Source organism: Streptomyces sp. CS113 (assembly GCF_002188365.1).
In the GTDB taxonomy this organism is placed as follows: Bacteria; Actinomycetota; Actinomycetes; order Streptomycetales; family Streptomycetaceae; genus Streptomyces; species Streptomyces tendae.
In genome coordinates this window covers 1,435,539-1,456,847 of the sequence record NZ_KZ195574.1, presented here as the reverse complement: position 1 = coordinate 1,456,847, position 21,309 = coordinate 1,435,539, and the positions used below count along the sequence as shown (strand labels likewise).

The window sequence follows — 21,309 nt, the reverse complement described above, 5'->3', positions numbered from 1 at the left end:
GTACTGGTTGTTCCGGCCGTCGAGGGGGGACCGATGTTGTCCGCAGGACTGCCGCAGGGCGCGGTGCCCAGGCTCGAACGGCCCGGCCCGCTGCGGGACCGGGTCTACGAGGCGCTGCTCGAACTCATCACCACCCGGGCCCTCCAGCCCGGCCAGCACCTCGTCGAGAGCGAACTGGCCGGTCATCTCGGGGTGTCGAGGCAGCCGGTGCGCGAGGCACTGCAACGGCTCAACACCGAGGGCTGGGTCGATCTGCGTCCCGCGCAGGGCGCCTTCGTGCACGAGCCGACCGAGGAGGAGGCGGACCAGCTCCTGACGGTGCGTACGCTCCTGGAGGCCGAGGCGGCCCGGCTCGCCGCGGCCAACGCCTCCACGGCCGGCATCGCCGCGCTGGAGGAGCTGTGCGAGGAGGGGGAGCGGGCCGTCGCCGCCGAGGACGTGGACGCCACCGTCGCCGTCAACGCCCGCTTCCACGGCAAGGTCATGGAGCTGGCGGGCAACGCCGTCCTGGCCGAGCTGGCCGCGCAGGTCGACCGGAGGGTGCGCTGGTACTACACGCCGGTCGCCCGGCAGCGCGGCCGCCAGTCCTGGATCGAGCACCGCAAGCTGATCGCGGCCATCACCGAACGGGACGAGCAGGCGGCGACCCGGCTGATGCGCGAGCACACGGAACACACCCGCCGCTCCTACCACGCGCGAGAGAAGTCCTGAGAGGCCACAGCGCCCCAGGTCAGAGCCCGTTCGCAGAGTGTTCACCGGCCGCCCGGCCACCGTGCCGGGCGGCCTCGTCGGGTCCGGGGCCGTCGGACGCCGCGCCGGTCTTTGTCCACTCAGAGGAGAAAGTTCGCAGCAATTCGTGCGTGACTTCTTCCCACACCCGGCGCCCACTGCTACGTTCCCTCCGAAAGCACGCCACGACAGCACGTCAGGAACGTGGCCGGAAACCGGCGGACTCAAGGCCGATTGAGGCGGGGAGGGGCTCGTGAGACGCATGACCGCACGACCCGCTAACGCCCACCAAGCGCGACTGCTCCAGCTGTTGCGCGACGGCGGGCCCAACTCCCGCGCCCAGCTGGGCGACCAGGTCGACCTCTCCAGGTCCAAGCTGGCCGTCGAGGTGGACCGGCTGCTGGAGACCGGTCTCGTCGTGGCCGACGGACTCGCCGCCTCGCGCGGCGGGCGCCGCAGCCACAACGTCCGCCTCAACCCCGAACTGCGCTTCCTCGGCGTCGACATCGGCGCGACCTCGGTCGACGTCGCCGTCACCAACGCCGAACTGGAGATCCTCGGGCACATCAACCAGCCCATGGACGTGCGCGAAGGCCCGGTCGCGGTCTTCGAGCAGGTGCTGTCCATGGCCGCCAAGCTGCGCGCCTCCGGGCTCGCGGAAGGCTTCGACGGCGCCGGCATCGGCGTCCCGGGGCCGGTCCGCTTCCCCGAGGGCGTGCCGGTGGCTCCGCCGATCATGCCGGGCTGGGACGGCTTCCCCGTCCGGGAGGCGCTCAGCCAGGAGCTCGGCTGCCCGGTCATGGTCGACAACGACGTGAACCTGATGGCGCTGGGGGAGCAGCACGCGGGCGTCGCCCGCACTCAGCACGACTTCCTCGTCGTCAAGATCGGTACCGGCATCGGCTGCGGCATCGTCGTCGGCGGGGAGGTCTACCGCGGGACCACGGGCAGCGCGGGCGACATCGGGCACATCCAGGCGGTGCCCGAGGGACGCCAGTGCGCCTGCGGCAACCGCGGCTGCCTGGAGGCCCACTTCAGCGGCGCGGCCCTGGCCCGCGACGCCACGGAGGCCGCCCAGCAGGGCCAGTCGGCCGAGCTCGCGAACCGGCTGGAGGCGAACGGGGGCCTCAGCGCCGCCGACGTCGCCGCCGCGGCCGCCGCGGGTGACGCCACCGCGCTGGACCTGATCAGGGAGGGCGGCCGCAGCACCGGCCAGGTCATCGCCGGCCTGGTCAGCTTCTTCAACCCGGGCCTGGTGGTGATCGGCGGCGGGGTGACCGGCCTCGGCCACAACCTGCTCGCCGCGATCCGCACCCAGGTCTACCGCCAGTCGCTGCCCCTGGCGACCGGCAACCTGCCCATCGTCCTCGGGGAGCTGGGACCCACCGCCGGAGTCATCGGCGCGGCCCGGCTGATCAGCGACCACCTGTTCTCACCCGCGTAGCCACCGTTCGGTACCCGAGCACCACCCAGCACAGCGCTCTACTCAGCCCTGCCCTGCTCCGCACCGTCACGTCCTGTTCGTCACGTCCCGTTCCGCCACGCCCTGCTCTGCTCTGCCCTGACACCGGCCCGCACGCCCGCCGAGGGGACCTCACATGGCACCAGAACCACCGCTGCTCAGCATGTCCGGCATCACCAAGTCGTTCCCCGGAGTCCGGGCCCTCGACGGCGTCGACCTCGACGTCCAGGCCGGCGAGGTGCACTGCCTCCTCGGCCAGAACGGCGCCGGGAAGTCCACCCTCATCAAGGTGCTGGCCGGCGCCCACCAGCCCGACACCGGCACCATCCGCTGGCGCGGCGAGGAGGTCACCCTGCGCTCGCCCATCGCGGCCATGCGCCTGGGCATCGCCACCATCTACCAGGAACTCGACCTGGTCGAGCACCTGTCGGTCGCCGAGAACGTCCACCTCGGACACGAGCCGACCGCCGCCGGCTTCGTCGTCCGGGGCAAGGCGGCCAAGGCGTCCACGGCCGCGCTGCTCAAGCGGCTCGGGCACCCCGAGGTCGACCCGGGGCGGCTGGTCGGCGACCTGTCGGCGGCGCAGCAGCAGATCGTGTCGATGGCACGGGCGCTGTCCCACGACGTACGGCTGATCGTGATGGACGAGCCGTCCGCCGCGCTCGACCCGGACGAGGTCGACAACCTCTTCCGCATCGTCGCCGACCTCACCGCCGACGGAGTCGCCGTCGTCTACATCTCGCACCGCCTGGAGGAGATCCGCCGCATCGGCGACCGGGTCACCGTCCTCAAGGACGGCCGGGCGGTGGCCCGCGGTCTGCCCGCCGAGTCCACGCCCACCCGCGAGGTGGTGGCGCTGATGACGGGACGCAACGTCGAGTACGTCTTCCCGGAGCGGCCCACCGCGCCGCCCGCGGGCGAACCCGTGCTGAGCGTGAGGGGACTGGCCCGGCAGGGCGAGTTCGCCCCGCTCGACCTGGAGGTGCGCCCCGGCGAGATCGTCGGCCTCGCGGGGCTCGTCGGCTCCGGCCGCTCCGAGATCCTGGAGACGGTCTACGGCGCCCGCAAGGCGAGCGCCGGCCAGGTCCTCGTCGACGGGCGCCCGCTGCGGCCGGGCAGCGTGCGCGCCGCCGTGCGCGCCGGACTCGGACTCGCCCCCGAGGAACGCAAGGCCCAGGCCCTGCTGATGCTGGAGTCCGTCACCCGCAACGTGTCGGTCTCCGCCATGTCCCGCTTCTCGCGCGGCGGCTGGATCGACCGCGGCGCCGAACTCGGCGCGGCCCGCAAGGCCACCCAAGAGCTGTCGCTGCGGCCCGACAACCCGTCCGTGCCCGTGCGCACCCTGTCCGGCGGCAACCAGCAGAAGGCGGTGCTCGCCCGCTGGCTGCTGCGCGGCTGCCGGGTCCTGCTGCTCGACGAACCCACCCGCGGCGTCGACGTCGGCGCCCGCGCCGAGCTGTACGCCGTCATCCGGCGTCTGGCCGACGAGGGCCTGGCCGTACTGCTGGTCTCCAGCGAGGTGCCCGAGGTACTGGGCCTCGCCGACCGCGTACTGGTACTGCGCGAGGGCCGCGTCGTGCACGAGGCCCCCGCCCGCGAACTCGACGAACCCCGCGTACTCGACCTCGTGATGGAAGGAAGTCCGGCGTCATGACGCAGCACGTGTCCCCGCCGCGGGACGGCACCGGCAAGGCGGCACCCCTGGACGGTCCGCCCGCCTGGCGGGTCCGGTTCGGCCGCGCCGACGTCCGCACCCTCACCCTGCTCGGCGTGCTCGCCGTACTGGTCCTCATCGGCGGCATCACCCAGCCCGACTCGTTCCTCGACACCAACAACCTCCAGCTGGTGCTCACCCAGGCGTCCGTCATCGGCGTCGTGACCGTCGGCATGACCTTCGTCATCGTCTCCGGCGGCATCGACCTGTCGGTCGGCGCGATCGTCGCCCTCTCCTCGGTGTGGGCGACCACGGTGGCCACCCAGGAGTACGGTTTCGCCGGCATCCTCTTCACGGCGATCGTGGTCGGCGTCGGCTGCGGCCTGGTCAACGGCCTGCTCATCTCCTTCGGCGGGATGGTGCCGTTCATCGCCACCCTCGCCATGCTGGCCTCGGCGCGCGGACTCGCGCTCCAGATCACCGACGGCCGCACCCAGGTCGTCACCGTCCCGAGCGTCCTCGACCTCGCCGAGCGCGACTCGTACGTGCTCGGCATACCGCCGCTGGTCCTGGTCTTCGCGGCCGTCACCGTCGTCGGCTGGCTGGTCCTGAACCGGACCACCTTCGGCCGCCGCACCGTCGCCGTCGGCGGCAACGCCGAGGCCGCCCGGCTGGCCGGCATCGACGTCCGCCGCCAGCGCCTCTACCTCTACCTGCTGTCCGGGCTGTGCTGCGGCATCGCCGCCTTCCTCCTGGTGGCCCTCGCCGGCTCCGGCCAGAACACCAACGGCAACCTCTACGAACTCGACGCCATCGCCGCCGCGATCATCGGCGGCACCCTGCTGACCGGCGGCCGGGGCCACATCATCGGCTCCGTGCTGGGCGTCCTGATCTTCACCACCATCACCAACATCTTCGCCCTGAACAACCTGCAGACCGACGTGCAGCAGATCGCCAAGGGCGCGATCATCGTCGCCGCCGTGCTGGTCCAGCGCCGTACCGCAAGCACGCATTGAGGAAAGGGTTCACCGTCATGACGAAGCTCACGAGTCGCAGAGGGCTGCTCTTCGGGGCCGCCGCCGTGTCCGCCGGTGCCGTCCTCGCCGGGTGCACCAGCAACGACCCCGACAGCGGCGACGACAAGGCCGCCGCGGACACGCAGCCGGCCGCCGACGACAAGCCCGGCAAGCCGGTCACCATCGGCTACGCCGGCCCGCAGGCCGACCACGGCTGGCTCAACGCCGTCAACGACCAGGCCAAGAAGCGCGCCGAGAAGTACTCCGAGATCACCATGGAGATCACCGAGGGCTCCAACGACACCGCGCAGCAGATCGGCCAGATCGAGACCCTCATCAACAAGAAGGTCGACGTCCTGGTCATCCTGCCGGCCGACGGCAAGGCCCTCACCCAGATCGGCCTGAAGGCGATGCGGGCCGGCATCCCCGTCATCAACCTGGACCGCATCTTCAACAGCCCCCAGGCCTACCGCTGCTGGGTCGGCGGCGACAACTACGGCATGGGTCTCAACGCCGCCCACTACATCGGCGAGAAGCTCAAGGACAAGCCGAACGCCAAGGTCATAGAGCTGGCCGGCATCGACAACCTGGAACTGACCCAGCAGCGCACCCAGGGCTTCGACGACGGACTGAAGAACTACCCGAACATCAAGAAGGTGGCCCGCCAGGCCGCCGAGTTCACGGTCGAGTCCGGCCAGTCCAAGATGGCCCAGCTGCTCCAGGCCCAGTCGGACTTCGACGCCCTGTGGAACCACGACGACGACCAGGGCGTGGGTGCCCTGCGCGCCATCGAGCAGGCCGGACGCGACGACTTCCTGATGGTCGGCGGCGCGGGCGCGCTCTCCGCCTTCCAGGCCATCAAGGCCGACAGCGGCGTGCTGAAGGCGACGGTGCTCTACCCGCCGACCATGGCCGCCTCCGCGATCGACCTGGCCCGCGCCCTCGGGCAGGGCAAGGGCGTCAGCGGTCTCGCCGAGTTCGAGATCCCCTCGACCGTCACCTGCTACTCGGCCGTCGTCGACAAGGACAACGTCGACCAGTACATGTCCACGGGCTTCAAGTGAGGGCTGCCGCTCCGGCAGCGGCCTGACCAGCCGCCGCCGGAGCGGGGCCCACCCCACCGCGCCACCACGACGAGGAGGACATCCGCATGGGACAGCCGCAGCAGCCCGAGGGGGCCGGCGCCGACGAGGCAGCCGCCGGGACCGACAGCGGGACCGATACCGGGACCGACGCCGGGGCCGGGGCGGCGACGGGGGCGTCCGCGACCAGACCGCCCCTGCGCGTCGGCATGGTCGGCTACGCCTTCATGGGGGCCGCCCACTCCCAGGGCTGGCGCACCGCCGGCCGGGTCTTCGACCTGCCGCTGAACCCGGTGCTGGCCGCGATCTGCGGGCGGGACGCCGACGCCGTCCGCCTCGCGGCCGACCGGCACGGCTGGGCGAGCACCGAGACCGACTGGCGGACCCTGGTCGAACGGGACGACATCGACCTCGTCGACATCTGCACCCCCGGCGACAGCCACGCCGAGATCGCGCTGGCCGCGCTCGCCGCCGGGAAACACGTCCTGTGCGAGAAGCCGCTGGCCAACACCGTCGAGGAGGCGCAGGAGATGACCCGCGCCGCCGAGGAGGCCGGGGCACGCGGGCAGCTGGCGATGGTCGGCTTCAACTACCGCCGGGTGCCGGCCACCGCGCTGGCCCGCCGGATGGTCGCCGAGGGCCGGGTCGGCCGGCTGCGGCACCTGCGGGTGACCTACCTCCAGGACTGGCTGGTCGACCCCAAGGCCCCGCTCACCTGGCGGCTGCGCAAGGAGCTGGCCGGGTCGGGGGCGCTCGGCGACCTCGGCGCCCACATCGTCGACCTCGCCCAGTACCTGTCGGGGGAGCGGATCGCGGGCGTCTCCGCCCTCACCGAGACCTTCGTACGGGAACGCCCGCTGCCCGCCGGCGCCCCCCGGGGCCTGTCCGCGGGCTCCGCCGACGGGGTGACGGGGCAGGTCACCGTGGACGACGCCGCCGTGTTCACCGGCCGCCTCACCTCCGGCGCCCTGGTCTCCTTCGAGGCCACCCGGTACGCCACCGGCCGCAAGAACGCCCTGCGCATCGAACTCAACGGCGAGCGCGGCTCCCTCGCCTTCGACCTGGAACGGCTCAACGAGCTGGAGTACCACGACGGCACGGAACCGGGGGAGCACGCGGGCTTCCGCCGCATCCTCGTCACCGAACCCGAGCACCCCTACCTGGAGGCCTGGTGGCCGCCGGGCCACGGCCTCGGCTACGAGCACACCTTCGTGCACCAGGCGCGCGACCTCGTGCACGCCCTCGCCGAGGGCCGCGGGCCCGAACCCTCCTTCGCGGACGGGCTCCAGGTGCAGCGCGTGCTCGCCGCCGTGGAGGAGAGCGCCGAGAAGAACTCCGTCTACACCCCGATCGCCCCCTGAGGAGGCCGGCAGCGCCATGCCACGCAACTTCACACTCTTCACCGGACAGTGGGCGGACCTGCCGCTGGAGGAGGTCTGCCGCCTCGCCCGCGACTTCGGCTACGACGGCCTGGAACTCGCCTGCTGGGGCGACCACTTCGAGGTCGACAAGGCCCTCGCCGACCCCTCCTACGTGGACTCCCGGCACCAGCTGCTCGACAAGTACGGTCTCAAGTGCTGGGCCATCTCCAACCACCTGGTCGGCCAGGCCGTCTGCGACGCCATCATCGACGAGCGCCACGAGGCGATCCTGCCCGCCCGCATCTGGGGCGACGGCGACGCCGAAGGCGTGCGGCAGCGCGCCGCGGCCGAGATCAAGGACACCGCGCGGGCCGCCGCCCGTCTCGGGGTCGACACGGTCATCGGCTTCACCGGCTCGGCGATCTGGCACCTGGTGGCGATGTTCCCGCCTGCCCCGGAGTCGATGATCGAGCGCGGCTACCAGGACTTCGCGGACCGCTGGAACCCGATCCTGGACGTCTTCGACGCCGAGGGCGTGCGGTTCGCGCACGAGGTGCACCCCAGCGAGATCGCCTACGACTACTGGACCACCCAACGCGCCCTGGAGGCGGTCGACCACCGGCCCGCGTTCGGCCTGAACTTCGACCCCTCCCACTTCGTGTGGCAGGACCTCGACCCGGTCGGCTTCCTGTGGGACTTCCGCGACCGCATCTACCACGTCGACTGCAAGGAGGCCCGCAAGCGCCTCGACGGCCGCAACGGACGGCTCGGCTCCCACCTGCCGTGGGGCGACCCGCGGCGCGGCTGGGACTTCGTGTCCGCCGGACACGGCGACGTCCCCTGGGAGGACGTGTTCCGCATGCTGCGCTCCATCGACTACCAGGGACCCGTCTCCGTCGAGTGGGAGGACGCCGGCATGGACCGGGTGCAGGGCGCGCCCGAGGCCCTGAGCCGCCTCAAGGCCTTCGACTTCGAACCGCCCACCGCGTCCTTCGACGCCGCGTTCAACAGCTGAGCCGCACGCCCGGCGCAGGTCGGGACGGGGGCCGGAGACAACCGCCGGTCCCCGGTCGGGGCTGCCCGAATCCCGCTTTGTCCTGAGTTGGGTAAAAGTTCAACGAGTCCTGACCCAAGGGGTGTTGGCCCCGGAAGAACGCGGTTACCGTCCCTGAAGTGTTCAGGACACTCACGCCTCCGGGGTGACGGCGCACCCCGGCGCCCGCATCGCACGTCTTCGCACCCATCCCGTACGGCCCACCCGTTCCCGGAGGGACTTCGTGCACAGAACCAGACTCAACGGCACCACGACCGCGAGGCGCCCCAGGCTTCGCACCACCCTCGCCCTCTTCACCGGCCTGCTGCTGGCCGTGGGCACCCCGGCGACCGTCGCCGGCGCGCACCCCGGCCACCCGGAGCACGACGAGACGGCGGCCGCCGCCGAGGGGCAGTTCCAGCAGGTACCGCTCGCCAAGGGCGAGCCCGAGATGGGCGAGCCGATGTCGCTCGCGGTGCTCCCGGACCGCAGCGTCCTGCACACCGCCCGCGACGGCACACTGCGCCTGACCGACCAGGGCGGCGTCACCAAGGTCGCCGGCAAGATCCCCGTCTACAACCACGACGAGGAGGGCCTCCAGGGCGTCGGCATCGACCCGGACTTCGAGAAGAACCGGGCGATCTACCTCTACTACGCCCCGCCGCTGGACACCCCAGCGGGCGACGCCCCGGAGAACGGCACCGCCGAGGACTTCAAGCCCTTCGACGGCGTCAACCGCCTCTCCCGCTTCGTCCTGAACGCCAACGGCACGCTGGACATGGCCAGCGAGAAGAAGGTCCTGGACGTCGCGGCCTCCCGCGGCACCTGCTGCCACGTCGGCGGCGACATCGCCTTCGACGCCGAGGGCAACCTCTACCTCTCCACCGGCGACGACACCAACCCGTTCGCCTCCGACGGCTACACGCCGATCGACGAGCGCGCCGACCGCAACCCGGCCTTCGACGCCCGCCGCAGCGCCGGCAACACCAACGACCTGCGCGGCAAGCTGCTGCGCATCAAGGTCGCCGAGGACGGCTCGTACACCGTCCCGGAGGGCAACCTCTTCGAGCCCGGAACCGAGAAGACCCGGCCCGAGATCTACGCGATGGGCTTCCGCAACCCGTTCCGGATCAGCGTCGACAAGAAGACCGGCACGGTCTACGTCGGCGACTACGGCCCCGACGCCGGCGCCGCCGACCCGAAGCGCGGCCCCGCCGGACAGGTCGAGTTCGCCAAGGTCACCAAGGCCGCCAACTTCGGCTGGCCCTTCTGCACCGGTGACAACGACCCGTACGTCGACTACGACTTCGCCACCAAGACCTCCGGCGAGACCTTCGACTGCGCGGCCCCGAAGAACACCTCGCCGCACAACACCGGTCTCACCGACCTGCCGCCCGCGCAGGCCGCCTGGATCCCCTACGACGACGACTCCGTGCCCGAGTTCGGCAGCGGCTCCGAGTCCCCGATGGGCGGCCCGGTCTACCGCTACGACCCCGAGCTCGAGTCCAGCGTCAAGTTCCCCGAGGAGTACGACGGGGACTTCTTCGCCGGCGAGTTCGGCCGCCGCTGGATCAAGCGGATCGAGCAGACCGAGGACGGCGCGGTCGCGAAGATCAACGACTTCCCGTGGACCGGCACCCAGATCATGGACATGGAGTTCGGCCCCGACGGCGCGCTCTACGTCCTCGACTACGGCCTGTCCTGGTTCCAGGGCGACAAGGACTCCGCCCTGTACCGGATCGAGAACGCCGCGGACGGCTTCTCCCCGATCGCCGAGGTGAGCGCCAACAAGACCTCCGGCGCGGCCGGACTGAAGGTCGCCTTCACCGCCACCGCCAAGGACGCCGACTCCCCGGACCTCACCTACAGCTGGGACTTCGGCGACGGCACCAAGGGCGAGGGGCTCACGCCCACCCACAAGTACAAGAAGGTCGGCACCTACACCGCGACCTTCACCGCCAAGGACCCCGAGGGCAACACCGGCAACGCCAGTGTCCGCATCGTGGTCGGCAACACCGAGCCCAAGGTGGTCATCGAGACCCCCGGCAACGGCACCCTGCTGCCCATGGGCGAGCCCATCCCCTTCAAGGTGAAGGTCACCGACCCCGAGGAGACGATCGACTGCTCCAAGGTCAAGGTCGCCTACAGCCTCGGCCACGACTCCCACGCCCACGAGCTGACCAGCGAAATGGGCTGTGAGGGCACCCTCAACCCGCCGCCGGGCGACGGCGGCCACGACCCCAACGCCAACATCTACGGCGTCGTCGGCGCCAGCTACACCGACGGCGGGGCGAACGGCCAGGAGGCCCTGACCGGCACCGCCCGCACCGTGATCCAGCCCCCGCACCGCCAGGCCGAGCACTTCACCACCCAGCAGGGCGTGTCGCCGATCGACAAGACCGGCGCCAACGGCGGCAAGACCGTCGGCGACATCAACGACGGCGACTGGATCTCCTTCACCCCCTACAAGTTCGACGGGCAGAAGAAGCTGACCGTACGGGCCTCCTCCGGCGGCGCCGGCGGCTACGTCGAGCTGCGCACCGGTTCGCCCACCGGCCCGCTGCACGGCTCCGCGTACATCCCGCCGACCGGCAGCTGGGAGACCTTCCAGAACGTCGACGTGCCGCTGCGGGCCCTGCCCAAGAAGACCACCGACATCTACCTGGTCTTCAAGGGCGGCGAGGGCGCGCTGTTCGACATCGACGACTTCGAGTTCTCCAAGGAGCCGTTCAAGGCCGGCAAGAAGGTCCTGGTCTTCTCCAAGACCGCGGGCTTCCGCCACGACTCCATCCCGGCGGGCATCGCCGCCCTGAAGGAGCTGGGCACCCCGGCCGGCATCTCGGTCACCGCGACCGAGGAGGCCGGGCAGTTCACCACCGCCAACCTCGCCAAGTACGACGCGGTCGCCTTCCTGTCCACCACCGGTGACGTACTCAACGCCGACCAGCAGAAGGCGTTCGAGAACTACGTCAAGAACGGCGGCGGCTACATGGGCATCCACGCCGCCGCCGACACCGAGTACGACTGGGAGTTCTACGGCGGCCTCGTCGGCGCCTACTTCCACTCGCACCCGGCCATCCAGAAGGCCACCGTCCGCGTCGAGGACCACGACCACCCGGCCACCGCGCACCTCGACGACACCTGGGAGCACACCGACGAGCTGTACAACTACCGCACCAACCCGCGCGAGCAGGCCAAGGTCCTCGCCACCCTCGACGAGACCACCTACGAGGGCGGGAACATGAAGGGCGACCACCCGATCGCCTGGTGCCAGAACTACGGCGGCGGCCGCTCCTTCTACACCGGCCTCGGCCACACCAAGGAGTCCTACGCGGACGAGACCTTCCGCGGCCACCTGCTCGGCGGCATGCAGTACGCCACCGGCCAGGTCAAGGCGGACTGCAAGCCGGCCAAGGGCTACCGGGACATCTTCAACGGCCAGACCCTGGACGGCTGGAAGCAGGCCGGCCCCGGCAAGTTCAACGTCAAGGACGGCGTCCTGGAGTCCGAGGGCGGCATGGGCCTGCTCTGGTACCAGGCCAAGGAACTGAAGTCGTACTCCCTCAAGCTCGACTGGAAGATGCGGGGCGACGACAACTCCGGTGTCTTCGTGGGCTTCCCGGCCTCCGACGACCCCTGGTCCGCCGTCAACAAGGGCTACGAGATCCAGATCGACGCCACGGACGCCGTGGACCGCACCACCGGTGCGATCTACACCTTCAAGGCGGCGAACATCAAGGCCCGTGACCAGGTTCTGCGGCCGCCCGGCCAGTGGAACTCCTACGAGATCAAGGTCCAGGGCGAACGCCTCCAGGTGTTCCTCAACGGAGTCAAGATCAACGACTTCACCAACAAGGACCCCGAGCGGAGCCTGACCGACGGCTACATCGGACTCCAGAACCACGGCGCCGACGACCAGGTCTCCTTCCGCAACATCCAGCTCAAGGAACTGCCCTCCTAGGGCGAACGCGCCCCTGAGGGGTGCCTCCCGAGAGAGGCGCCCCTGAGGGGCAACCGGAACGGCGGCGGGCGGAGGACGCCGGACCTCCGCCCGCCGTCACCCCGCACGGAACACCCCCGGCCGTATCACCACGGGCTCTACCACGCCCGGCCGTACCACCGCTCGTGTGTGCTCGACGCGCTCGACAAGGAGGCTGCCCATGTCCGCGTCCCCCTCTGCTTCCTCCCGTGGCTCCCGTACCGGTGTCTGGCTGATCGGAGCCCGTGGTTCCGTCGCCACCACGGTGGTGGCGGGCTGCGCCGCCGTGACCGCGGGACTGCACCCCCCGACCGGCATGGTCACCGAGACCCCCGACTTCGCCGACGCGGGACTCCCCGCGCTCACCTCCCTCGTCTTCGGCGGTCACGACACCGTGGACTGCCCCCTGCCCAAGCGGGCGGAGGCCCTGGCCGCGGGGGGCGTGCTGCCGCACGGACTGCCCTCGGCCGTGGGCGCCGAGCTGGCCGCGGCCGACCGCGAGATCCGCCCCGGCGGCCCGCTGCCCGGCGACACCCGCGACGAGGAGGAGCTGATCACCGCGTTCGCCGCGGACATCACCGACTTCGCCCGACGCACGGGTGTGGACCGGACGGTGGTCGTGAACGTGGCCTCCACCGAACCCGCGCCCACCGGGGGTGCCCTCCCCGCCAGCTCCCTGTACGCGGCGGCCGCCCTGCGCGCCGGCTGCCCGTACGTCAACTTCACCCCGTCGACCGGCCTGCACCACCCGGCGCTGTCCGCACCGGCCGAGGCGAGCGGCCTGCCCTACGCCGGCCGTGACGGCAAGACCGGGCAGACCCTGCTGCGCTCGGTGCTGGGCCCGATGTTCGCGCAGCGGGCGCTGGCGGTGCGCGCCTGGTCGGGCACGAACCTGCTGGGCGGCGGGGACGGCGCCGCGCTGGCCGACCCGGCCGCCGCGGCGGCGAAGAACGCCGGCAAGGAACGCGTGCTGGCCGACACCCTCGGCGCCCCCGTCGAGGGCGAGGTCCACATCGACGACGTGCCCGCGCTCGGCGACTGGAAGACCGCCTGGGACCACGTCGCCTTCGACGGCTTCCTCGGCGCCCGCATGATCCTCCAGACCACCTGGCAGGGCTGTGACTCGTCCCTGGCCGCGCCGCTCGTCCTCGACCTGGCCCGCCTGGTCGCCCGCGCCCACGAGCGGGGCGTGTCCGGTCCCCTGGGCGAACTGGGCTTCTTCTTCAAGGATCCGGTGGGGAACGGCCCGTCGGCCCTGGCCGAGCAGTACACGGAGCTGAAACGCTTCGCCGGACGGCTGCGGGACGACGCGGACGGTGCCGCCACCGACGGGGGCGGCGCCGACGGTGGGGAGAACGGTGACGCCGCTGCCGTCCGGTCCGACGGCCGCGGCGTCGAAGGCGGGGCCGGGCGATGAGCCGCGCCGTCGCCGCGGCGCGGGACACGCCCGGACCGTCGGGAGCCTCCGCCGCGGCGTCGCGGACCCCGGCCGGAGCGTCGGGGGTGCCGGGAGCGGCCTCCGGAACCACCGGGCCGCCGCTCGCGACCGCCGAAGCGTCCCCGCGCTCCGCGCGCCTCGGCGCCTGGGCCGAACTCCTGCGCCTGCCCGCGCTGTTCACCGTCCCCGGCGACGCCCTGGCCGGCGCGGCGGCGGCCGGTGCGCGCCCCGGACCCCGCACCCTGCTGGCCATCGGCTCCTCCCTGTGCCTGTACGAGGCCGGCATGGCCCTCAACGACTGGGCCGACCGCGCGGAGGACGCCGCGGAACGCCCGCACCGCCCCCTCCCGTCCGGCCGTATCCGCCCCGCCGCCGCGCTGACGGCCGCCGGGGTCCTCACCGGCGCCGGGCTGGCGCTGGCGGCCGGCGCCGGACGCCCCGCCCTCGCGGTCGCCGCGCCCCTCGCCGCCACCGTCTGGGCCTACGACCTCGCTCTGAAGCACACCCCGGCCGGTCCCGCGGCCATGGCGGCGGCCCGCGGGCTGGACCTGCTCCTGGGCGCGGCCGCGACCGGCGGCGGCACCCGGGCCGCGCTGCCCTCCGCAGCGCTGCTCGGCAGCCACACGCTCGCGGTCACGGCTGTCTCCCGCCGGGAGACCACCGGCGGTTCCGTGCGGGCACCGCTGGCCGCCCTCGCGACGACGGGGGCGCTGACCGGCCTGGTCGCCCGCCGCCGCACCCGACTCCCGGCAGGCCGGCGGGCAGCAGCCGCCCCCGGCCTGTCGGGCTCCACCCCGGCACCCACCGCCACCGCCGCCCTCACGGCCGCCCTGGGCGCCGTCTACGCCGCGACGGCCGCCCGCCCCTACTTCCACGCCGCGCTCAACCCCTCACCCCCGCTCACGCAACGCGCCGTGGGCGGCGGCATCCGGGCCACCGTCCCGCTCCAGGCCGCGCTCGCCGCCCGCTCCGGTGCGTCCGGCGCGGTGGCCACGTCGCTCCTGGTGGCGGCCCTCGCCCCGGCCGGCCGGCTGTTCGCGAGGAGGTCCGCCATGAGGAAGGTGAGCATCACATGAGCCGCAACCAGAACCACGGACGGGCGGACCGGAGGACCGACCGCGGATCCAACCCGACCGTGGACGGCACCGCCGGGTCCCCGCTCCGCTTCGGTTACGGCACCAACGGCCTCGCCGACCTCCGCCTCGACGACGCCCTCGCCCTCCTCGCCGACCTCGGCTACGACGGCGTCGGCCTGACGCTCGACCACATGCACCTCGACCCGCTCGCCGACGACCTCGCCGCCCGCACCCGACGGGTCGCCCGGCGCCTGGACGCGCTCGGTCTCGGCGTCACCGTGGAGACGGGCGCCCGCTACGTGCTCGACCCGCGCCGCAAGCACGGCCCCTCCCTGCTCGACCCCGACCCGGACGACCGCGCCCGCCGCGCCGGCCTTCTCGTCCGCGCCGTCGAGGTCGCCGCCGACCTCGGTGCCCACGCCGTGCACTGCTTCAGCGGCGTGACACCCGCGGGCACGGACCCGGACACGGCGTGGAAGCGGCTGACCGAGTCCCTCACCCCGGTCCTGGACGCCGCCGCCACCGCGGGCATCCCCCTCGCCGTGGAGCCCGAACCGGGGCACCTGCTCTCCTCCCTCGCCGACTTCCACACCCTGCGCCGCATGCTCGGCGACCCCGAACTCCTCGGGCTCACCCTGGACATCGGCCACTGCCAGTGCCTCGAACCGCTCCCTCCCGCCGACTGCGTGCGCGCCGCCGCCCCCTGGCTGCGCCACGTGCAGATCGAGGACATGCGCCGCGGCGTCCACGAACACCTCCCCTTCGGCGACGGCGAGATCGACTTCCCGCCCGTCCTGGAGGCCCTCGCCGCCACCGGCTACCAGGGCCTGACCGTCGTCGAACTGCCCCGCCACTCCCACGCCGGCCCCCACTTCGCCGAACGCTCCCTCCCGTTCCTGCGCCGCGCCGCGCCGGCGCCGGGACGCACCAACCGCTCGGGCGAGCCCTCCGCCACCCACTGAAGGGAGCCACACCATGACGCAGCCACACGCCACCCACGTCACCCCCGACACCCAGGACGCGGATGGCACCCCCGCCGGGCAGGACACCCAGGGCACCACCCCCGCCCACGTCCCGCCCGCCGACCTGCGCGCCGCCCTCACCGCACAGCTCGGCGGCGCCGCCCGCGCCTGGCTGGACCAGGCCCTGGACGAGGCCGCCGCCCACCCCGGCACGCACGGCCCCATCTCGGTGTGGGAACTGCGCCTCGCCGAGGCCGGCCGCCGCTGCGGACCCGCCCACGCCGACGCCGCCCGCGTCCTCGTCCTGCACGCCGCCCGCGCCGGCACGGACGCCCTGACCCGGGTCTACTCCCAGGGCACCGCCGACGAACGCCGCGCCGTCCTGCACGCCCTGCCCCACCTGGTGCCGGGCCCTGACGCCCTGCCGCTCGTCGAGGACGCCCTGCGCACCAACGACACCCGGCTCGTCGCCGCCGCCCTCGGCCCGTACGCCGCCCGGCACCTCGACGCCCACCAGTGGCGGCACGCCGTACTGAAGTGCCTGTTTACCGGCGTCCCCCTCGGCAGTGTGGCGGACCTCGCGCGCCGGGCCCACGGCGACGACGAACTCGCCCGGATGCTCGCCGACTACGCCGCCGAACGCACCGCCGCGGACCGCACCGTCCCCGAAGACCTGCACCGCGTCCTGGCCCTGACCGAGTCCGGACGCCCCGCGCCCGGCACGGCCGACCCCCACGGCAAGGAGTCCTGATGCGCATCTTCGACCCCCACATCCACATGACCTCCCGCACCACCGACGACTACGAGGCCATGTACGCGGCCGGCGTCCGCGCCCTCGTCGAACCGTCCTTCTGGCTCGGCCAGCCCCGCACCTCCCCGGACTCCTTCCGCGACTACTTCGACGCCCTGCTCGGCTGGGAGCCCTTCCGCGCCGCCCAGTACGGCATCGCCCACCACTGCACCATCGCCCTCAATCCCAAGGAGGCCAACGACCCCCGGTGCCTGCCCGTCCTGGACGAGCTGCCCCGCTATCTCGTCAAGGACCGGGTGGTGGCGGTCGGCGAGATCGGCTACGACTCGATGACGCCCGCCGAGGACACCGCCCTGGCCACCCAGCTCCAGCTCGCCGCCGACCACGGCCTGCCCGCCCTCGTGCACACCCCGCACCGCGACAAGCTCGCCGGCCTGCGCCGCACCCTGGACGCGGTCCGGGAGTCCGCCCTGCCGACCGAGCGGGTCCTGGTCGACCACCTCAACGAGACCACCGTCAAGGAGGCCAAGGACAGCGGCGCCTGGCTCGGCTTCTCGGTCTATCCGGACACCAAGATGGACGAGGCCCGGATGGTCGCCCTGCTGCGCGAGTACGGCCCGGAACAGGTGCTGGTGAACTCCGCGGCGGACTGGGGCAGGAGCGACCCGCTCAAAACCCGCAAGGTCGGCGACCTGATGCTCGCCGAGGGCTTCACCGAGGACGACGTGGACCGGGTGCTGTGGCGCAACCCCGTCGCCTTCTACGGGCTCAGCGGACGCCTGGAACTCGACGTGGCCTCCGGCGAGGCCACGCACGAGGGCAACTCCATCCTGCGCGGCGGGGAGTGAGCCATGCGCTTCCGGCACCCCGACGGCTCCACCGTCCACCTCGCCTACTGCACCAACGTCCACCCCGCCGAGACCCTGGACGGCGTCCTCGCCCAGCTCCGCGACCACTGCGAGCCGGTCCGCAAACGCCTGGGCCGCGACCGCCTCGGCATCGGGCTGTGGCTCGCCCGTGACGCCGCCCACGCCCTGGTCACCGACCCGGCGGCGCTGCGCGGCCTGCGCACCGAACTCGACCGGCGCGGCCTGGAGGTCGTCACCCTCAACGGCTTCCCCTATCAGGGCTTCGGCGCCGAGGAGGTCAAGTACCGCGTCTACAAGCCGGACTGGGCCGACCCCGAACGCCTCGAGCACACCACCTCCCTGGCCCGTCTCCTCGCCGGACTGCTGCCCGACGACGTCACGGACGGCAGCATCTCCACCCTGCCGCTCGCCTGGCGCACCGCGTACGACGAAACCCGCGCCGACAAGGCACGCGGCGCCCTCGTCACCCTCGCCGAACGCCTCGACGCGCTCCAGGACCTGACCGGCCGCTCCATCCGCATCGGCCTGGAGCCGGAACCCGGCTGCGTCGTCGAGACCACCCACGACGCCCTGGCCCCGCTGACCGCGATCGCCCACGACCGCATCGGCGTCTGCGTCGACACCTGCCACCTCGCCACCTCCTTCGAAGATCCGCACGCCGCTCTGGACGCCCTCGCGGCCGCCCGCGTGCCCGTCGTCAAGTCCCAGCTGTCCGCCGCGCTGCACGCCGAACACCCCGCCGACCCCGCGGTCCGCGAAGCCCTGGCCGCCTTCGCCGAGCCGCGCTTCCTGCACCAGACCCGCACCACCACCCCCTCCGGCGGCCTGCACGGCACCGACGACCTCGACGAGGCCCTCGCGGACGGCGGCCCCCTGCCCCGCACCGCGCCCTGGCGCGCCCACTTCCACGTCCCCCTGCACGCGGCCCCCGCCGCGCCCCTCACCTCCACCCTCCCGGTACTCAAGACCGCGCTGACCCGGCTCGTCGGCGGCCCGCACCCCCTCACCCGCCACCTTGAGGTCGAGACCTACACCTGGCAGGCCCTCCCGCCCGAGCTGCGGCCCCGCGCCCGCGCCCAGCTCACCGACGGCATCGCCGCCGAGCTGACCCTCGCCCGCGACCTGTTGACGGACCTCGGCCTGAAGGAACTGCCATGACCCCACCCACCCCCTCCGAGGGACCCACCCCCCTCCTGGTCCTGGACGTCGTCGGTCTCACCCCCCGTCTCCTCGACCACATGCCCCACCTCAAGCAGCTCGGCCAGTCCGGCTCCCGCGCGGCGCTCGGCACCGTCCTGCCTGCCGTCACCTGCGCCGCCCAGTCCACCTTCCTGACCGGCACCATGCCCTCCGAGCACGGCATCGTCGGCAACGGCTGGTACTTCCGCGAACTCGGCGACGTCCTGCTGTGGCGCCAGCACAACGGACTCGTCACCGGCGACCGGCTCTGGGACGCGGCCCGCCGCGCCCACCCCGGCTACACCGTCGCCAACATCTGCTGGTGGTACGCCATGGGCGCCGACACCGACTTCACCGTCACCCCCCGTCCCGTCTACTACGCCGACGGCCGCAAGGAACCCGACTGCTACACCAGGCCCCCGGCCCTGCACGACGAACTCACCGACAAACTGGGCACCTTCCCGCTCTTCCACTTCTGGGGGCCCGGCGCCGACCTGGTCTCCAGCCAGTGGATCATCGACGCCACCCGGCACATCATGGCCACCCGGCATCCCGACCTGACCCTCTGCTACCTCCCTCACCTCGACTACGACCTACAGCGCTTCGGCCCCGACGACCCGCGCTCCCTGAAGGCAGCCGCCGACCTCGACGCGGCGCTGGCCCCGCTGCTCGACGACGCCCGCGCCGAGGGCCGCACCGTCGTCGCGCTGTCCGAGTACGGCATCACCCCCGTCAGCCGGCCCGTGGACATCAACCGCGCCCTGCGCCGCGCCGGACTGCTCGAGGTGCACACCCAGGACGGCATGGAGTACCTCGACCCGATGGCCTCCCGCGCCTTCGCGGTCGCCGACCACCAGGTCGCCCACGTGTACGTCCGCCGCCCCGAGGACCTCGACGCGACCCGTGCCGCCCTGGAGGGGCTGCCCGGCATCGAGCAACTCCTCGACGACGAGGGCAAGAAGGCCCAGCACCTCGACCACCCCCGCGCCGGCGAACTGGTCGCCGTCGCGGAGCCGGACGCCTGGTTCACGTACTACTACTGGCTCGACGACGACCGCGCGCCCGACTTCGCGCAGCTCGTCGAGATCCACCGCAAACCCGGCTACGACCCGGTCGAGCTGTTCATGGACCCGCTCGACCCCTACGTCAAGGTCAAGGCGGCCGGCGCCCTGGCCCGCAAGAAGCTCGGCATGCGCTACCGCATGGCGGTCGTGCCCCTGGACCCCTCACCTATTCGAGGCAGCCACGGCCGCCTCCCCGCGAGCGACGACGACGGTCCGCTCCTCATCTGCTCCACCCCCCGCGCTGTCGGAGACCGCGTCGCGGCCACCGACGTGAAACAACTCCTGCTCCGGCTGGCCGGACTCGGCTGACGCACCACCCGGTGCGCCGGCCGCATCCGACTACTGAGAGTGAAACACACGGCACTGACAACGGCCCGCCCGAGCCGCATCGGCGCAGGCCACGACCCCAGAAGGCAGGCACCCGTGACCCCGTTCACCGATCCCTCCCGCAGTGACGCCGGCACCGACCCGTCCGCCGACGGCCCGGGCGAGAGCCTGCGCCGCTCCCTCGGCGTGAACCGGCGCCGCTTCCTCAGCACCTGCACCGCGGTGGCGGCCGGTGCCGTCGCGGCCCCCGTCTTCGGCGCCTCCCCGGCCCTCGCCCACGGCCGGGACAGAGACCACGACTACGGCCACGACCACGGCCACGGCCACGGGCAGATCCTCGTCCCGGCGCACAAGCGCGGCATCATCCTCTACACCGTCCGTGACGCCACCGCCCGCGACCCGCTCGCCTCCGACCTGCCCTCCGGCTTCCGCGAGGTGTTCAAGCAGCTCTCCCGGCACGGCTACCGCCAGGTGGAGTTCGCCGGATACAACCAGCACGCCAACGCGCCCGGCGGCGCCAGCCTGGAGTCCGTCCAGGGCGCCCGGCTGCTGCGCTCCTGGCTCGACGACTACGGGCTGCGCGCCCAGGGCAACCACGGCTTCATCCCGTCCTCCTGGCCCCTGACCACGGCGGACAAGGACACCTTCAAGAAGCACCTGGAGATCGCCAACATCCTCGGCATGGACCACATGGGCACCGGCGGCGACCCCACCGGCAGCTCCTACCGCGCCGACTGGGACGTGGCCGCCGACAAGTGGAACGCCCTCGGCGCGATCGCCCACCGGGAGGGCATCAAGCTCTACACCCACAACCACGACAGCGCCTACGGCTTCCTGCTCGACGGCGGGCCGCTGGACGACCAGGGCCGGCCCACCCGCAGCTCGGGCATCCGGAAGCTGGAGTACTTCCTCAAGGTCACCGACCCGAGGGTCGTCTGGCTGGAGATGGACATCTTCTGGGCGCACGTCGCCCAGTACAAGTTCCACGAGTACACCGCCCACGACGGCACCACCCGGAAGAACGTCTTCGACCCGGCCGGACTGGTCGCCCGCAACAACCGGCGCTACCCGCTCTTCCACGCCAAGGACGGCGTCGTCAGCACGACCAACGGCATGGGCTACGACATGGTGCCCTTCGGTACGGGCGTCATCGACTACACGACGTTCTTCTCCCGCGTCGGGCAGCGGAACTACCACAACCCGATGGTCGAGGACGACAACTCCCCGAGCGCCACCGACCCCGCGCAGTCGCTGCGCGAGGCCAAGATCAGCTACGACGGTCTGGCCGCCCTGCGCAAGCGGCGCCACTGACCCGCGACACGGACCG

At 72.5% G+C, this 21,309-nt stretch carries 16 protein-coding genes; all 16 read left to right on the top strand.

Annotated features, from left to right (window positions below):
- Window positions 1-33: 33 nt before the first annotated feature.
- The 16 genes from B9W62_RS06235 (at window position 34) to B9W62_RS06160 (ending at window position 21,293) form a co-directional block, all read left to right on the top strand.
- Window positions 34-711 (top strand): GntR family transcriptional regulator, encoded by a 678-nt coding sequence (locus B9W62_RS06235; protein WP_087805970.1) that lies wholly within the window; start codon window positions 34-36, stop codon window positions 709-711.
- A 280-nt stretch (window positions 712-991) separates the two neighbouring features.
- Window positions 992-2,173, top strand: a complete 1,182-nt coding sequence (locus B9W62_RS06230) for an ROK family transcriptional regulator (RefSeq protein WP_087805968.1) — start codon at window positions 992-994, stop codon at window positions 2,171-2,173.
- Between the two features lie 154 nt (window positions 2,174-2,327).
- The gene (locus B9W62_RS06225) at window positions 2,328-3,845 is read left to right on the top strand and encodes a sugar ABC transporter ATP-binding protein (RefSeq protein WP_087805966.1); all 1,518 of its coding nucleotides are present in this window, start codon (window positions 2,328-2,330) and stop codon (window positions 3,843-3,845) included.
- A complete protein-coding gene (locus B9W62_RS06220; RefSeq protein ID WP_087805965.1) occupies window positions 3,842-4,861 on the top strand; it encodes an ABC transporter permease in 1,020 nt (339 codons plus the stop codon). Before B9W62_RS06225 ends, B9W62_RS06220 begins: the two co-directional genes overlap by 4 nt.
- A 17-nt stretch (window positions 4,862-4,878) precedes the next feature.
- Window positions 4,879-5,925: a substrate-binding domain-containing protein gene (locus B9W62_RS06215; RefSeq protein ID WP_087805963.1), complete on the top strand. Its 1,047-nt coding sequence runs from the start codon at window positions 4,879-4,881 to the stop codon at window positions 5,923-5,925.
- A gap of 86 nt (window positions 5,926-6,011) precedes the next feature.
- A complete protein-coding gene (locus B9W62_RS06210; RefSeq protein WP_087805961.1) occupies window positions 6,012-7,304 on the top strand; it encodes a Gfo/Idh/MocA family protein in 1,293 nt (430 codons plus the stop codon).
- A gap of 16 nt (window positions 7,305-7,320) precedes the next feature.
- Window positions 7,321-8,319 carry a sugar phosphate isomerase/epimerase family protein gene (locus B9W62_RS06205; RefSeq protein ID WP_087805959.1) on the top strand — a complete coding sequence of 333 codons (999 nt, stop codon included), beginning with the start codon at window positions 7,321-7,323 and terminating at the stop codon, window positions 8,317-8,319.
- Window positions 8,320-8,581: 262 nt separating this feature from the next.
- Window positions 8,582-12,298 carry a ThuA domain-containing protein gene (locus B9W62_RS06200; protein ID WP_087805957.1) on the top strand — a complete coding sequence of 1,239 codons (3,717 nt, stop codon included), beginning with the start codon at window positions 8,582-8,584 and terminating at the stop codon, window positions 12,296-12,298.
- A gap of 199 nt (window positions 12,299-12,497) precedes the next feature.
- The gene (locus B9W62_RS06195) at window positions 12,498-13,733 is read left to right on the top strand and encodes an inositol-3-phosphate synthase (RefSeq protein WP_087805955.1); all 1,236 of its coding nucleotides are present in this window, start codon (window positions 12,498-12,500) and stop codon (window positions 13,731-13,733) included.
- Window positions 13,730-14,830: an SCO3242 family prenyltransferase gene (locus B9W62_RS06190; RefSeq protein WP_087805953.1), complete on the top strand. Its 1,101-nt coding sequence runs from the start codon at window positions 13,730-13,732 to the stop codon at window positions 14,828-14,830. The genes B9W62_RS06195 and B9W62_RS06190 overlap by 4 nt, the downstream gene beginning before the upstream one ends.
- Window positions 14,827-15,792 (top strand): sugar phosphate isomerase/epimerase family protein, encoded by a 966-nt coding sequence (locus tag B9W62_RS06185; RefSeq protein WP_256976204.1) that lies wholly within the window; start codon window positions 14,827-14,829, stop codon window positions 15,790-15,792. Before B9W62_RS06190 ends, B9W62_RS06185 begins: the two co-directional genes overlap by 4 nt.
- A 13-nt stretch (window positions 15,793-15,805) precedes the next feature.
- Window positions 15,806-16,543: an EboA domain-containing protein gene (locus tag B9W62_RS06180; protein WP_087805951.1), complete on the top strand. Its 738-nt coding sequence runs from the start codon at window positions 15,806-15,808 to the stop codon at window positions 16,541-16,543.
- Window positions 16,543-17,391, top strand: coding sequence for a TatD family hydrolase (locus B9W62_RS06175; protein ID WP_087805949.1), 849 nt, complete (start codon window positions 16,543-16,545; stop codon window positions 17,389-17,391). The genes B9W62_RS06180 and B9W62_RS06175 overlap by 1 nt, the downstream gene beginning before the upstream one ends.
- A gap of 3 nt (window positions 17,392-17,394) precedes the next feature.
- Window positions 17,395-18,570 (top strand): metabolite traffic protein EboE, encoded by a 1,176-nt coding sequence (eboE, locus tag B9W62_RS06170; RefSeq protein ID WP_087805947.1) that lies wholly within the window; start codon window positions 17,395-17,397, stop codon window positions 18,568-18,570.
- Entirely contained in the window at window positions 18,567-19,964 is a 1,398-nt protein-coding gene (locus B9W62_RS06165) for an alkaline phosphatase family protein (protein ID WP_087805945.1), read from the top strand. The genes eboE and B9W62_RS06165 overlap by 4 nt, the downstream gene beginning before the upstream one ends.
- A gap of 114 nt (window positions 19,965-20,078) precedes the next feature.
- Window positions 20,079-21,293: a sugar phosphate isomerase/epimerase family protein gene (locus B9W62_RS06160; RefSeq protein WP_087805943.1), complete on the top strand. Its 1,215-nt coding sequence runs from the start codon at window positions 20,079-20,081 to the stop codon at window positions 21,291-21,293.
- Window positions 21,294-21,309: the final 16 nt, after the last annotated feature.

Coding starts and splice junctions, on each gene's coding strand:
- B9W62_RS06205 (WP_087805959.1), top strand. CDS start 7,321: ATGCCACGCAACTTCACACTCTTCACCGGACAGTGGGCGGACCTGCCG.
- B9W62_RS06165 (WP_087805945.1), top strand. CDS start 18,567: ATGACCCCACCCACCCCCTCCGAGGGACCCACCCCCCTCCTGGTCCTG.
- B9W62_RS06230 (WP_087805968.1), top strand. CDS start 992: ATGACCGCACGACCCGCTAACGCCCACCAAGCGCGACTGCTCCAGCTG.
- eboE (WP_087805947.1), top strand. CDS start 17,395: ATGCGCTTCCGGCACCCCGACGGCTCCACCGTCCACCTCGCCTACTGC.
- B9W62_RS06180 (WP_087805951.1), top strand. CDS start 15,806: ATGACGCAGCCACACGCCACCCACGTCACCCCCGACACCCAGGACGCG.
- B9W62_RS06215 (WP_087805963.1), top strand. CDS start 4,879: ATGACGAAGCTCACGAGTCGCAGAGGGCTGCTCTTCGGGGCCGCCGCC.
- B9W62_RS06185 (WP_256976204.1), top strand. CDS start 14,827: ATGAGCCGCAACCAGAACCACGGACGGGCGGACCGGAGGACCGACCGC.
- B9W62_RS06190 (WP_087805953.1), top strand. CDS start 13,730: ATGAGCCGCGCCGTCGCCGCGGCGCGGGACACGCCCGGACCGTCGGGA.
- B9W62_RS06235 (WP_087805970.1), top strand. CDS start 34: ATGTTGTCCGCAGGACTGCCGCAGGGCGCGGTGCCCAGGCTCGAACGG.
- B9W62_RS06220 (WP_087805965.1), top strand. CDS start 3,842: ATGACGCAGCACGTGTCCCCGCCGCGGGACGGCACCGGCAAGGCGGCA.
- B9W62_RS06195 (WP_087805955.1), top strand. CDS start 12,498: ATGTCCGCGTCCCCCTCTGCTTCCTCCCGTGGCTCCCGTACCGGTGTC.
- B9W62_RS06225 (WP_087805966.1), top strand. CDS start 2,328: ATGGCACCAGAACCACCGCTGCTCAGCATGTCCGGCATCACCAAGTCG.
- B9W62_RS06175 (WP_087805949.1), top strand. CDS start 16,543: ATGCGCATCTTCGACCCCCACATCCACATGACCTCCCGCACCACCGAC.
- B9W62_RS06210 (WP_087805961.1), top strand. CDS start 6,012: ATGGGACAGCCGCAGCAGCCCGAGGGGGCCGGCGCCGACGAGGCAGCC.